The following is a 12,990-nucleotide window of genomic DNA, read 5'->3' on the forward strand; positions in this document are numbered from 1 at the left end:
ATCATTTAACTATGAATATGGATTTAAGGATTGAGGTAAATCAATGCCTCGTTCCAACTTGATAAACATTGTAGCGAATGCAATGTCAATGAGGGTCTTGTAAGCGTAAAGCTGTGTAAAGGGCTCTTTGAAAGAGGCCGATGCAGAAAAAACAAACAACCCAATGCTAATTATCAAAAATAATGCGAGCCAGCTAACGTAACGACAACCATTTTGATACAAACGATACACTTATGCTTAATATGCTAATTAGTATCATTTTATCTCGTTTTGTTTTGGTTTGAGGGAAGCTATGGGTTATTTAAGCCAACGAATTACATTTCTTTTTATGCTGTGTTTGAGTGCTGCATTAGTTATTTCACACAGTGTATATGCCGAACAAACCAACGCATCATCAACCTGGATCCAGCAATCGGGCGAACAAACCGCCGTAAAACTACACTTCTTTTGGTCACAAACCTGCCCACATTGCCGCAAAGCCCACCCTTATATCGATGCACTTGGTGATCGATTTGATTGGATTGAAGTCAATGATTACTTAATTAGTGAAGAAGGTAATGTTGATAAATTGATGGCGATGGGCAAACTGACCGGCGTAGAGCCTAAATCTGTGCCCTACTTTGCCGTTTGTGGTGAAGCCATAACAGGCTATAACAGCCATGAAGTCACTGGCCGGTATATTCTTGAACGAGTAATAGCTTGTTACCAACAGCAAGGCGGCCATGCCGACATTGGCGATAAGCTCAATGACTTCTTCAGTAGCACAATTGAAACCCATGATGCGCCCTTATTTGGCACCTGTAGTGATTCAAGCTCTGCAGAAACCTCAGATGGCACCTGTGATATGTCTTCTATTACCATCCCCCAAAGCGCTAGCGATAATAAAACACCGCCGGTACAACCCATTGATATACCGCTATTAGGGGCTGTACAACCCGACCAAATGTCATTGCCTTTACTGACAGTCGTGCTGGCTGGCGTGGATGCTTTTAATCCATGTGCTTTCTTTGTATTGCTATTTTTACTAAGCATTATGGTTAATGCGGGCAGCCGTAAACGCATGTTATTAGTGGGCGGTATTTTTGTATTCTTCTCAGGCTTTATCTACTTTATTTTCATGAGTGCTTGGCTAAACTTATTCCAGCTATTAGGGGGAACAGATGGCGGCATTATTATTACCCTTGCAGGCATATTGGCACTGGTTGCTGCCAGTGTGAATATCAAAGATTACTTCTTTGGGCGCGGCGATGTCAGTCTGTCGATGTCAGTAGAAAATAGAGGCACGCTAATTAAGCGCATGGGGAAATTATCTAAAACGAGCTCGTTGCCCACCATGATTATTGGCTCATCGGTATTAGCCATTTTAGCCAATGCCTACGAGCTATTATGCACAGCGGGCTTCCCTATGATTTATACCTCTGTGCTGTCGATTTCACACCTAGATACTGTTGAGCGCTACATGTATTTAATTGCCTACAATGTGGTTTATGTTATCCCTCTCGCCGCCATTGTCATTGCATTTTCAATGACCTTAGGAAAACGAAAACTGACAGAGAAAGAAGGAGAAACATTAAAGCTGATGTCAGGCATTATGATGCTCGGCTTAGGCAGCATGCTGGTTATCAATCCCATGTCGCTGCAAAACCCTGTGTTGTCTATTGGATTAATTCTAGGGTCAATTATTGTGACCTTTATTGTGGTAAAAATCACTAAATCCATCAGAGCATCCAAGCAAGGCTAATGTAAAACTGTGCAATGATGATTTATTCTCAGCTCGGCTTACGTTACATTGCTGATGAATGTAACAAGGCTGGGCTGAAATGAATCGAATTTTACTTATTGATGATGACACCGGATTATCAGAGCTATTAACCCAATTATTAGAGTTAGAAGGCTTTGAAGTGCATCAAGCGTTTGATGGCGCGCAAGGGTTAGCTAAAGCCACCCAAGCTGACTACGACTTGATTTTACTGGATGTCATGCTGCCAAAACTCAGTGGCTTTGAAGTGTTAAAAGGCATTCGGCAGCAAAAACAAACACCAGTGCTGATGCTAACCGCTCGCGGTGATGAAATTGACCGGGTGATAGGTCTTGAAATTGGCGCAGATGATTACCTACCCAAACCGTTTAATGATCGTGAATTGATTGCCCGTATTCGCGCAATCTTACGCCGCGCAACCATTCGTGATAACAGCCAAATAGCAGAAACCAGCAACAATGACACCCTGCAATTAGGCGACTTACGTTTAGATCCCGCTAGGCAAGAGGCCTACTGTAACGAACAGTTAATTATTCTTACCGCCACCGAGTTCAGCTTACTGTTCAACTTAGTGTCCCGTGCGGGTGAATTGGTCACGAAAGAGTCATTAAGCGAAAGCGTGTTAGGCAAAAAGCTAATGCCGTTTGACCGCAGTTTAGACATGCATTTATCTAATTTGCGTAAAAAATTACCTGAGCGTCAAGATGCTCGTGCACGAGTTAAAACCTTGCGTGGCAAAGGTTATATTTGGATCCCTTAATGCATGTAAACAACCCTTTTAATCGCCTGTTTTTTAAATTGCTGATCGGCTTTTGGTTGTGCAGTTCGCTCACTATTGCCTTTGTGCTTATGCTACCTATTATCATGCAAAACCATGACAGAGCGCCCATTGAGCATCGCTTACAGAAAGTGCTACAAACTGTTGCAGAACAAGCTCAACAAGACCCTCACCTTTTAACCAGCAGCGATCGCAGTGGCTTCCCCCTCTGCGTAATATTAAAAACAAATCCTTGCGGATCTATATCACTAATGAAAGCGGCCAAGTGATTAACACCCCAAAAGTGCCGCGTATTTTAAGAAAATTTTTATTAATGGTAGAAGATGCCGAACAGCCTATTAGCCATCAATTTCGTGATGAACTGATGTTTGGCCCGCATCACTTTAATGTCAATAATCAGCAGTATCATGTTTATGGCCGTGTGATTGCCAATCATCCCCGCCCTTGGTTTTTATACTTCACTGAAAATAAAACCCTTAGCGCAGTGATTGCCATACTGTTTTCTGGTTTGTTATGTGGACTATTAGCTTGGCACCTTGGTAAGCCATTAAACAGCTTAAAACGCAGTGCAAATGCGCTCGCCAGAGGAGATTTAGCCAATCGAGTGGATGAGGCCACCGTTAATCGAAACGACGAAATGGGCCAATTAGCGTCAACCTTCAATACCATGGCCGATGCGATTGAAGCCATGGTAAACAACCAACAAAGGTTAATGGGTGATATCTCCCATGAGCTCAGAACGCCACTCACGCGCTTGCAGTTATCTCTCGCATTAGCGCGTAAAAAAGGCCAGCAGAGTACCGAATTAACCCGTATTGAATATGAAGCTAACCAGCTAGATGAACTCATTGGTGAGCTACTGACATTATCACGAGTCACTTTAAATGCCAGCGAAGTGAAAATCCATGCAGAGCTAAATGAAACCTTAAGCCAAGTGTTAGATGATGCCGAATTTGAAGCCGAGCAACAAGATAAACAACTGCACATTCATATCGATGAAGATATGGCGTTTGAGCATTACCCAAAGCCACTATGCCGCGCAATTGAAAATGTACTGCGCAATGCCATTCGTTACGCAAGCAGCAATGTCACTATTACAGCATGTCAAAATAAACAAGCTGTAGTCATTGATATTACCGATGATGGACCCGGTATTGAAGAGCAAGAATTAGAAGCGATATTCAGGCCATTTTACCGCCCAGACAATGCCCGCGATCGCAATAGTGGTGGCTGGGGCTTGGGCTTAGCCATTACTCAAGCCGCAGTAAACGCACATAAAGGCACGATTATAGCAAACAACATTTTGCCCCACGGGCTGCAAATCAAGCTGGTATTTCCAACACAGCACTAAGGCATATACTTCATCAACGACCAAAACCGAAAGCGACACAGTTTATTGCGCAGAGCTCAAAACTCATCAGTCTAATTAGTTGCAGTAGTTTAGTAAGATGTAGGTATAATAAGCGCTTATTTTGATGATCTGAGCTCAAGTTTAGCCATAGTCTAAACCACAATGACGTGTTGGCTCTGTCAGTAGATCCCTTTATCGGTTAAGTAGGTTGCCATGTTCCATATCGCCCTTTACGAGCCAGAAATTGCCCCTAATACGGGTAATATTATTCGACTATGTGCCAACAATGGTACTCAACTTCACCTTATTGAACCATTAGGTTTTGATTTAGAAGAAAAAAAATTACGTCGTGCAGGACTAGATTATTCTGATCTCACTCGCGTGACTCGCCATAAGAATTACGCTGAATTTTTACAAGCCATGGCAGGCCATCGCATTATGGCTTGCACCACTAAAGGCAGTCGTCCACATACGCAAATCGCTTTTGCTGAAGGCGACGTTTTACTATTTGGCCCAGAAACTCGTGGTTTACCAATGGATATTATCAATGCCACGCCGCAACAACAGCGTTTACGCATACCCATGACAGCCAACAGCCGCAGCTTAAACCTGTCAAACTCGGTTGCTATTATCAGCTATGAAGCTTGGCGTCAGCTTGATTTTGCTGGTGCCGAGTAATGAAAAAGGCTTCAGTAGAAACTCAGCAAGATGCAATGGCTATAGCCAAGGCCACCCAAAAACCAGGCCAAACCAAGGAGCAAACTAAGCTCATTGCCGCAGGGATAGAAAAAGGCATTGCTGAATACAAAAAACAGCAAAAAGCGAAGGCTAGATTGCGTGACAAAGTGCGTAAGCAAAGCCTAAAAAGCAAATCTAATTGCCAACCAGACGATGAGTTACAACCTGATTCAAACACCCCCGATTCACCCCAAATGACCACTAGTGTATGGGTGCTGTTAATCTTGTTAATTGTCAGCTGGGTAGGCTTTGCCGCTTTTTATTTTACTAATGTTTGAGTGATAGGCGTTAAGCCTATCGCCCGCACCACAGTGTAGCTATCACTATCATCATCTAAAAAATGGGCGCTTTGCTGCCATAGCCAATGATTTTGCTCATTAGCCTCAAATGACAATCTGATAAGTGCAGGGCGCTGTTTCACCTCGCCCTTGCCTAACAGGGTAAAACTGCCATCTTGTTGGTACAGTGTAAAAGTCTGATGCACATCGGTATTAATACCATCCGAATACACTAGCCCAATATTGGCGCCACGCTGACGAAACCACCAAGTCTCGCTATTTGAAAAACGCGCCCCTTGGCTAACACTGATGTACAAATTCAATTGATCGGCAGAGCACATCACTGACGTCGTCACCTGTTTTGACTCACCGTTAGGATTAGCGGCACTGCCCTGCCATTCCCCTTCAAGCAGAGGGCATATAGGTTTTAAATCAATTTTTGCACCATAAGACAAGGTCGGCAGTAACAGCAATCCACCTAGTCCTAAGCAGAGCATATAAATCCGTTTAATCATGCTGGATTTCAAATCTTGAAATATCATCTTATGTCACTCTATCGCCATCTAAAAGCAAGGATCTGATGAAGGAAAACCTTGCACGTTATCCCTAAAAATTGTTGATGAAGAAAATATACCGCTTTAACAGCAAAAGACCCACTTATGTGGGTCAATTTTTTAGTGACGACTATTTTAAACTAACTACTATTTATACGAACTGCTAACAGTAATTTATTGACCAAAGCCACTATCAGTTATGCTGATTTGAGTAACTTCACCATACTGCTTAGCAATATCAGCTATTTTTGCGGCATTGCCAATTAACACATACTGCAAGTGTTGTTGCGGAAAATATTGCTTAATTAAGCGCTCAGTGTCAGCCAGTGTTAACCCATCCACTTTGGTTTGAAATTGATTAATAAAATCATCATTAAAACCGTATAAATACATGTCAGACATCAAACCGGCTAACTGACTGGCTTTTTCATACTTAGTCGGAAACTGACCTTTAACATAAGCTTTTGCTGAGTTTAATGTAGCTTGGTCGATCCCCTTTTCCCACAAGCGAGCATAGGTTTTTAACGCTAAATCGATCGCCTCTTTAGTGGTGTCGGCTTTAGTAAAGGTACTAATTTGAAACACCCCGGCTTTTGAGTAAGGGCTAAAGCCTGAACGTGCGCCATAGGTTAACCCTGCATTTACCCTGAGCTCATCGTTAAGCCATGAGGTAAAACGCCCACCTAAAATAGTGTTCACTACCGTTAACCCGACATAATCAGGGTTATCCATACTAATTCCCAAACCACCAATTACAAAGGTAGTTTCAATCGCGTCGGGTTTATCCACCAGCAATACCCGACTTTTAGTCAATGTCGGTAAAGCTTGGCTTAAATCCGCTTGCACTGCGACTTCGGTATTTTGCCACTGGCCAAATACAGCCTCTAACTTGGTTCGCATGTCGCTTGGGTTAAAATCTCCCACAATACTGATGGCGGTGTTATTAGGTTGATAATAGCTTTGATGAAATGCCCGCAATTGGTCAATAGTTAACTGGGCAACGGATTCACTGTTACCAGAACTTGGATTGCCATAAGGATGCTGAGCAAAAATCAATTTATTAAAATAGCGACCTATTACCGCTCTTGGGCTTTCTTTTTGCTGCGATAATCCCACAACTTGGCGCTGTTGTAGCTTGGTAAATTCAGTCTGATCAAAATCAGGTTGTAATATCACATGACTAAAAATCGGCAGGACTTTATCGAGATCTTTACTCATAAAATGAGTACTAATATAGCTACCTTCATTATCTGCACCGGTTTGTAAGCTTGCTCCCATAAAGTCTAAGGTTTGCTCAATATCGGCCTTTGATTGCCCCGCAGCCCCGAGCATTAAGCCATCGGCTGTCATACTCGCTAAACCAGACGTGGTGTCATTTACCGCGCCTACACGTACCACTGCACTCATGGTGATCAGCGGTACTTCTTTTTGTACCATCATGTTTACTTTAAGGCCGTTTTCCAATGTGATGGTTTGATATTGAGGCAAACTGAAACGACCAGTCTCAACCACAGTTGCTACGCCACCCACTTCCTTTGAGCTTGTTGCGCAACCCGATAACATAGCTACGCTAGCCAATGTACAAGTCATCGCTAAACATGATAATGAGGCCTTCACAACTTTTTTATGAAACACTTTGACCTTAGGTGATTGATTGTCCGTTATCATTTGTCGCTCTCCTCTGTGGCAGCTAACACGCCTACGGTTCGGTTTGCGCGAATAAGATAAGTTTGCGCCACGCGTTGAATGTCTTCTGCGGTGACTGTGTTATAGCGATCAGGCGCATCAAACAACTTGTCAAAACGACCAAAATACATTTCATATGTGCCTAATGTATCTGCTTTACCATTGATGGTTTCCATTGTTTGGTAAAACTCCATCAGTTTTAGGTTTTTTACTTTTTCAAGCTCGTTACTTGTCACGCCATCGGTTGCGATTAAATTGATCTGTTCAATTAAGCCAAGCTCTAAATTTTTAGCGTCAATGCCTGAATTAGCGACTCCAAGGATATAAAACAAATTAGGGTCAAAAGACATTGGCATATAAGTTACAGCCTCTGTAGCGATTTGTTTATCAACCAAACCTTGATAAAAACGCGAGCTATTACCTTGGCTTAAAATGGCACTCAATAAATCAAGGGCATAATAATCAGCGTGGCTTGTGGCTGGCACGTGATAAGCCAGCATCACATTGGGTGTAGTAACAGATTCTTTTTTAACAAATACTCGACGCTCACCTTTTTGCAAAGGCTCCACTGTGCGTACGGCTTTAGGAGGAGCTTGTGCTGGAATTGGCGCAAAATATTGATTAGCTAGCTTTTTCACCTCTGCCAGTTTGACATCACCCGCTATTACCACCACGGCATTATTGGGAGCGTAGTAGGTTTTATGGTATTGCTGTAAATCCGCTAAGGTCCAAGCGGCAATGTCAGACTCGTAGCCAATCACCGACCAACTATATGGGTGAGCTGCAAAAGCCACACTTTTTAGTGCTTCTTGAATGGTGCGCCAGTTAGAGTTTTCAAGCCCGGTGGTGCGCTCTGATTGCACAACCCCACGCTCGCTTTCAACCATTTCAGCATTGATATCTAGATTGGCAATGCGATCCGCTTCCAAATCAAATATGGTTTCAAGCGCATTTGCGGGAAACCAGTTGGTGTAAACGGTCATGTCTTCTGTGGTGTAGGCGTTGTTTGCGCCACCCGCCGCCTCCATAGTGCGGTCGAACATCTTTGGTCCGTACTTTTTCGAACCATTAAACATCATGTGCTCAAAAAAATGTGAAATACCAGTAATGCCGGGAACTTCATTACGTGAGCCAACCTTCCAAAAAAGATACATGTTGGCATTGGGAATAGAGCTATCCTCTAACACCATAATTTTCATGCTATTATCTAGAGTAAAGCTGTCAATATCCTTGGCAGTTGTCGCATTGACAACAGATGTCCCACAAGACCTACCAACAACAGCAACGCCGTTAGCGTATGTTTCATATTTCGCTCCTTTGAGCTGTTTTCTATCATTGATTGTTAAGATGAACCGTTGAAAATCAAGTGTAATACCAATCACAGTAAATAAGTGGCCAGAAATAGCGTAGGAAAAATGCGTGATAACCAGGCAGATTTTTTTGATAAGTAGTTATTCTACAATCAAAAAATCTAACGCAGTTATCAGGTATTTTCACAAGCTAGAATGATCAGTTATTTATTAGGATTGGTATAAGTTAACTTACCTTGAACAGGGGCGTTGTTAATAAATTGTGTGGTTTTATTGAGTAACAATTGTATCTATTTATGTGCGGCAAAAATGTTATGCCAGTGCTGCAATGGCTTGACGATTAGCAACGCAGAAACACCACATCATTATCTATCACTTCAAGTTGCCATTGATAATGCTCTGCAAGCCACTCAAAGGTTTCGATACTATAAAATTAATATGAGTTGGGTCGTGCTTGTAGTGCCAATTGATAAAGCTTGCATGATCTCGCACCCGCTTGGTCATAATGGCGAGCAAACCGCCCTTATTCACTAAACCTTGTAGTTGGTCAAAAATCTGTTTCGCATTAGCAATATGCTCTAACACTTCGGTCATGGTGACAAAGTCATATTGTTGGGCTAATTGCCCCATGTCTGGGTGATAAAATAAATCATAGTTTGCCACCGACACGCCCTGTTTAGCCGCCATCTGGCTAAGCACTGCACCTTCTCCGCAGCCAAAATCGAGACCGCTGGCATCGGGCGGTATGACCTTAAGTACTGGGGTTAAAGTTCGCGATAAAAAGCGCTGATAGCCTTCATCTGCCACGGTATTGTCATGTAAATCATAAAATGCTTTTTCGGCTTGCCTATCAAGATGAAATTGCTGGGGCACTGCGACTAATTTACACTGCTGACATTGAAAATAACTGCGCTGTTTATCTTGATGAAAAAGCACCAGCTTAGCGTGTTGGCATAAAGGGCAACTTGTTGGCGGCGATAATGCCACCGGATTGGCTTGGGTTAAATCAGCAGGCATGAAGGTCTCGATTAGTCTTGTTTTATTGGTGTTTCTTCGGTGATTTTTCGCTCTTTACCCGCCGCTTCTTGAGCTTGCCTTAAGTATTTATTTTCACGCTCAGCGCGTTCATCAAACTGGGCTTTGGCTTTTTCACGTTGTTTATCTTGCCACTCACCATGTTGTTGACGCGCTAATATTTCTTGCTCACGTTCAGCACTACCCTTTGCTGCAGCACGAGCTTTTTCAAGCTGAGTCTGCTCAAGCTTTTTAGAGTCGATGCGGCCTTGCTCGGCTTGTTTTTCAAGCGACAACTTTCTACGTGGCTTTTCAGGGTTTATCTCATCGATAGACTCTGCAGCCCAACTCGCGCTTGGGCATAATAACGCCGCACAGATTAATCCACTGAATAATGCTTTCATTGACTGTCCTTACTTATCTTGGTAATCATAACGCGCTTTAACCTCTATAGGCATGGCTTGCAGCCTATGTTGCACCATAGCCTCAAAAGCTGCAAATAATGGCGTAGTATCTACACGGCTATCAAGCGCTGTTAGCACCAATGCTGTTGCTTCAAGCGTCGACAAACTATCACTGCGTTTAGCCTTGCGAATGATATATTGCGACTCATGATTTACCTCCAAATGCAGCGCAGGGTATTTTGCTAACCAAGGGTTTGATTGCAACAGGCGATATACCTTGCGCCAAGTCCCATCCAGTAAAATGATAATCGCATCAACCGGTGCGTTTGCTTGGGCAACCGTTTGACTCGTGTCACTGGGATATACCAAATATATCGGCTTATTTGCTTGAGCTAAGTATGCTTGTAAATCAGCAAAATCTTCAGCCGTTTCACCCACAAACACCTGCAACTGCGGCATCACGAGGCGCATTAACCGAACGGTATTTTTGGCATGATTTACTTCACTGGGATGCTGCATTACAACCACATTTGTGTGTACCTGCAATGGACGAATTGCATGGCACACACAAGCACTTTGTGGGTAATGGCAAATTGAGCAATATTGACGTTTTGACAAAATAACAAGTTCAGAGAAATTATCTATTTAATTTTACACATGCTGCTCTTGATGCCAATGATTAAAGCGGCTCATTGCCATAATGCACAACAATAAACAGCTAAATCCGCCCATCACCAATGCTACGGCATAAGGGGCCGGAATAGAGGTCATTTGAATCAAACCGGTAATGACTGATGCTCCCATCATTTGTATACAACCTAGCATCGCAGTCGCGGTCCCCGCTCTTTCTCCAAAGCCTGCTAAAGCCATTGAAGTCGCAGGGCCAAGTAAAATAGCAAAACCAATACATAGCAACATCATAGGTAACATAAAGGCCATCCCAGCTGCTAATCCAGTCTCAGGACCTACGAGTTGCATGATGATTTCAATCACTGCTGATAACACCATAACACTTAACGCAACGATCACCCCGGGGCGATTGCCAATCCGCTTTATTAATACCGGCGCAGCAAAACAAGCTACTATATTGACCAATGCATTGACTCCAAACAAACCACTAAAGGCAAGCTCTGAAATACCTAGCTTACCAATCAACCACACGGGTGAATAAGACACATAACAAAGGATCGATGCCATAGCGATCATGCAGGCAGTAGCATAAAACATAAAATGAGCGTCGCTAATTACCGGCTTATATCTAGCCCAGTTATATAATTTTCCACTTGAGTCAGTGTTTAATGGGCGGGTTTCAGGAAATTTAAAACCAACGATTATCAGCACCACAATGGCGTAAGCTACCATAAACAAAAACGTTGAGCGCCAGCCAAACTGCAAAGCTAACATCCCACCTAAGGTGGGGGCTAACGCAGGAATAACACAGATCATTCCATTGAGATAACTGTACATAGTGGCGCTTTCTTTACTGGTGTAGCAGTCACGCACCGCACTAAATACCACAATTGAGGTTGAGCAAGCCGCTAACCCTTGAAACACTCGAGCCAATTGCAGTAGCTCAAAATCAATCGAATATGCCGCCAGCAAGCTACTGACACCGTACAGTACAATACCGAATATGGCGACAGGCCTTCGACCAAATCGATCCGCTAAAGGGCCTATCAATAGCTGACCTAGCCCCATCGAAAACATAAATAACACTAAAGTTGATTGTATCTGGCTATCCGTTACGCCGAACTCCAGCGCCATCGTTGGCATGGAAGGTAAATAAATATCAATGGCTAACGGGCTTAATACCACCATCAGCATTAACAAAGGCAACAAATGACGTCGCATAACTGTTCTCACAACTTAATAAAATAAAGAATCACAGCTTTAATTATAATTGATACATGGTATGCACAGAAATGATATAAAATCAGAAGTGAATTTCCACCAAGGAATAACAGGTATGAATTTAGACAACCTTTCTCGTATTGATTTAAACCTATTGGTGACACTGCAAGTGTTGCTAGAAGAGCAAAGTGTCACACGTGCAGCACACCGTTTGCATCTTAGCCAATCAGCTTTAAGTAAAAGTTTGCAACGCTTACGAGAAACTCTAGATGACCCATTATTCCAACGTACCGCCCATGGCTTAAAACCCACTGCACACGCGTTAGCCTTAGGGCAGCAATTACCTCAAGTTTTGCAGCATTTATATCAGCTAACCCAGCCGCCAAGTTTTACCCCGCAAACCAGTGAGCGACATTTTTCATTTTCGATAGTTGAAAGTGCTTACGAGACGTTATTCCCGTATTTTATCGGGCCATTAATTCAGCAAGCGCCTCAGGTTAAATTGGATTCTTATGTATGGACTGAGAAGTCGATGCACGATTTACAACAAGGCCAAATCGACATTGGTATTGCAGGGCGTGATATTCAATCACCACTCACAGCAACCACCGATAACCTTGCCGATGGCATTGAATGCCAAACCCTATTTAATGATCATCAAGTGTGTTTGGTGCGCGAAAACCACCCCATTCTAGAGCAAATAAACAAGGGCAAATGGGATATGCAAACCTATTTAAGCTTACGCCATGTGCAAGTGCGCTGTGAAGGCAACAAGTGGTGGGCATTAGATTATTACCTTGCCAACAAAAACTTACACCGAGACTTATCCGCAACCGTACCCGACTTTTACGGTGCCGCCAGTATTTGTGCTCACACAGATTTAATATTCACTTTACCTTCAAGCTTTGCCAAGCATGCGCAAAAGCTCTATCCATTAACGCAAATTACCTTGCCATTTGAATTTATGCCCATGGCCTATGTTTTAATGTGGCACGAAAGAAACAACCAAGAGCCCGGTCATCAATGGCTGCGAGAGATGATATTTAATAGCGTGAGCCAAGCGACACCCTAAAATAACTGGCTAAAAAGATCACTATACGGAAGGTTGACTCATTGGCGATTAATGGCGTTAAGGCCATTTAGGCACAATGCTGCTTCAGCACCCGAACAAGGCTGAACATTAACCAGACTTAACGTGACATAATATGTCTACAAAGGCACACTAGCCCTAAATCGTTGTTATCCTCTTTATCGACGCGTCGCTTTT

The 12,990-nt window shown here is 43.0% G+C and carries 11 protein-coding genes and 2 pseudogenes; 6 read left to right on the forward strand and 7 right to left on the reverse strand.

Annotated elements, in window-relative coordinates; translation table 11 throughout:
* Positions 1-292 precede the first annotated feature (292 nt).
* The 5 genes and pseudogenes from HBH39_RS16385 to HBH39_RS16405 all read left to right on the forward strand — a co-directional run bounded on the left by HBH39_RS16385 (position 293) and on the right by HBH39_RS16405 (position 4,904).
* Positions 293-1,741 (forward strand): cytochrome C biosynthesis protein, encoded by a 1,449-nt coding sequence (locus HBH39_RS16385; protein WP_167679722.1) that lies wholly within the window; start codon positions 293-295, stop codon positions 1,739-1,741.
* A gap of 79 nt (positions 1,742-1,820) precedes the next feature.
* A complete protein-coding gene (locus HBH39_RS16390) occupies positions 1,821-2,519 on the forward strand; it encodes a response regulator (RefSeq protein ID WP_167679723.1) in 699 nt (232 codons plus the stop codon).
* A pseudogene (locus HBH39_RS16395) lies at positions 2,519-3,888 on the forward strand (ATP-binding protein). Before HBH39_RS16390 ends, HBH39_RS16395 begins: the two are co-directional and overlap by 1 nt.
* Before the next feature lie 213 nt (positions 3,889-4,101).
* On the forward strand, positions 4,102-4,566 hold the full coding sequence (trmL, locus tag HBH39_RS16400; RefSeq protein WP_167679724.1) for a tRNA (uridine(34)/cytosine(34)/5-carboxymethylaminomethyluridine(34)-2'-O)-methyltransferase TrmL: 465 nt from the start codon (positions 4,102-4,104) through the stop codon (positions 4,564-4,566).
* Positions 4,566-4,904, forward strand: coding sequence for a DUF2956 domain-containing protein (locus HBH39_RS16405; protein ID WP_167679725.1), 339 nt, complete (start codon positions 4,566-4,568; stop codon positions 4,902-4,904). Before trmL ends, HBH39_RS16405 begins: the two co-directional genes overlap by 1 nt.
* Here HBH39_RS16405 and HBH39_RS16410 read toward each other — a convergent pair.
* From HBH39_RS16410 to HBH39_RS16440, 7 genes and pseudogenes are all read right to left on the reverse strand, one after another.
* Positions 4,886-5,419 carry a hypothetical protein gene (locus tag HBH39_RS16410; protein ID WP_244325685.1) on the reverse strand — a complete coding sequence of 178 codons (534 nt, stop codon included), beginning with the start codon at positions 5,417-5,419 and terminating at the stop codon, positions 4,886-4,888. The two genes, HBH39_RS16405 and HBH39_RS16410, sit on opposite strands and share 19 nt — an antisense overlap.
* A gap of 213 nt (positions 5,420-5,632) precedes the next feature.
* A complete protein-coding gene (locus HBH39_RS16415; protein ID WP_432280163.1) occupies positions 5,633-7,048 on the reverse strand; it encodes a M16 family metallopeptidase in 1,416 nt (471 codons plus the stop codon).
* Positions 7,049-7,122: 74 nt separating this feature from the next.
* Positions 7,123-8,517, reverse strand: a complete 1,395-nt coding sequence (locus tag HBH39_RS16420) for a M16 family metallopeptidase (protein WP_432280164.1) — start codon at positions 8,515-8,517, stop codon at positions 7,123-7,125.
* A 277-nt stretch (positions 8,518-8,794) separates the two neighbouring features.
* Positions 8,795-9,471: pseudogene (locus tag HBH39_RS16425) on the reverse strand (class I SAM-dependent methyltransferase).
* A gap of 11 nt (positions 9,472-9,482) precedes the next feature.
* A complete protein-coding gene (locus HBH39_RS16430) occupies positions 9,483-9,872 on the reverse strand; it encodes a hypothetical protein (RefSeq protein WP_244325687.1) in 390 nt (129 codons plus the stop codon).
* Between the two features lie 9 nt (positions 9,873-9,881).
* On the reverse strand, positions 9,882-10,490 hold the full coding sequence (locus tag HBH39_RS16435; RefSeq protein WP_167679727.1) for a tRNA-uridine aminocarboxypropyltransferase: 609 nt from the start codon (positions 10,488-10,490) through the stop codon (positions 9,882-9,884).
* 33 nt (positions 10,491-10,523) lie between these two features.
* Positions 10,524-11,723: a multidrug effflux MFS transporter gene (locus HBH39_RS16440; protein ID WP_167679728.1), complete on the reverse strand. Its 1,200-nt coding sequence runs from the start codon at positions 11,721-11,723 to the stop codon at positions 10,524-10,526.
* Positions 11,724-11,838: 115 nt separating this feature from the next.
* Here HBH39_RS16440 and HBH39_RS16445 point away from each other — a divergent pair, with 115 nt between their 5' ends.
* Positions 11,839-12,795, forward strand: a complete 957-nt coding sequence (locus tag HBH39_RS16445) for a LysR family transcriptional regulator (RefSeq protein ID WP_167679729.1) — start codon at positions 11,839-11,841, stop codon at positions 12,793-12,795.
* The last annotated feature ends 195 nt before the right edge of the window (positions 12,796-12,990 follow it).

The sequence above is a fragment of the Shewanella aestuarii genome, from assembly GCF_011765625.1.
GTDB lineage: Bacteria > Pseudomonadota > Gammaproteobacteria > Enterobacterales > Shewanellaceae > Shewanella > Shewanella aestuarii_A.

What these genes read in the sequence shown, in the direction of transcription:
- HBH39_RS16385 (WP_167679722.1), top strand. Translation starts at nt 293, where the DNA reads ATGGGTTATTTAAGCCAACGAATTACATTTCTTTTTATGCTGTGTTTG.
- HBH39_RS16390 (WP_167679723.1), top strand. Translation starts at nt 1,821, where the DNA reads ATGAATCGAATTTTACTTATTGATGATGACACCGGATTATCAGAGCTA.
- trmL (WP_167679724.1), top strand. Translation starts at nt 4,102, where the DNA reads ATGTTCCATATCGCCCTTTACGAGCCAGAAATTGCCCCTAATACGGGT.
- HBH39_RS16405 (WP_167679725.1), top strand. Translation starts at nt 4,566, where the DNA reads ATGAAAAAGGCTTCAGTAGAAACTCAGCAAGATGCAATGGCTATAGCC.
- HBH39_RS16410 (WP_244325685.1), bottom strand. Translation starts at nt 5,419, where the DNA reads ATGATTAAACGGATTTATATGCTCTGCTTAGGACTAGGTGGATTGCTG.
- HBH39_RS16415 (WP_432280163.1), bottom strand. Translation starts at nt 7,048, where the DNA reads ATGACTTGTACATTGGCTAGCGTAGCTATGTTATCGGGTTGCGCAACA.
- HBH39_RS16430 (WP_244325687.1), bottom strand. Translation starts at nt 9,872, where the DNA reads ATGAAAGCATTATTCAGTGGATTAATCTGTGCGGCGTTATTATGCCCA.
- HBH39_RS16440 (WP_167679728.1), bottom strand. Translation starts at nt 11,723, where the DNA reads ATGCGACGTCATTTGTTGCCTTTGTTAATGCTGATGGTGGTATTAAGC.
- HBH39_RS16445 (WP_167679729.1), top strand. Translation starts at nt 11,839, where the DNA reads ATGAATTTAGACAACCTTTCTCGTATTGATTTAAACCTATTGGTGACA.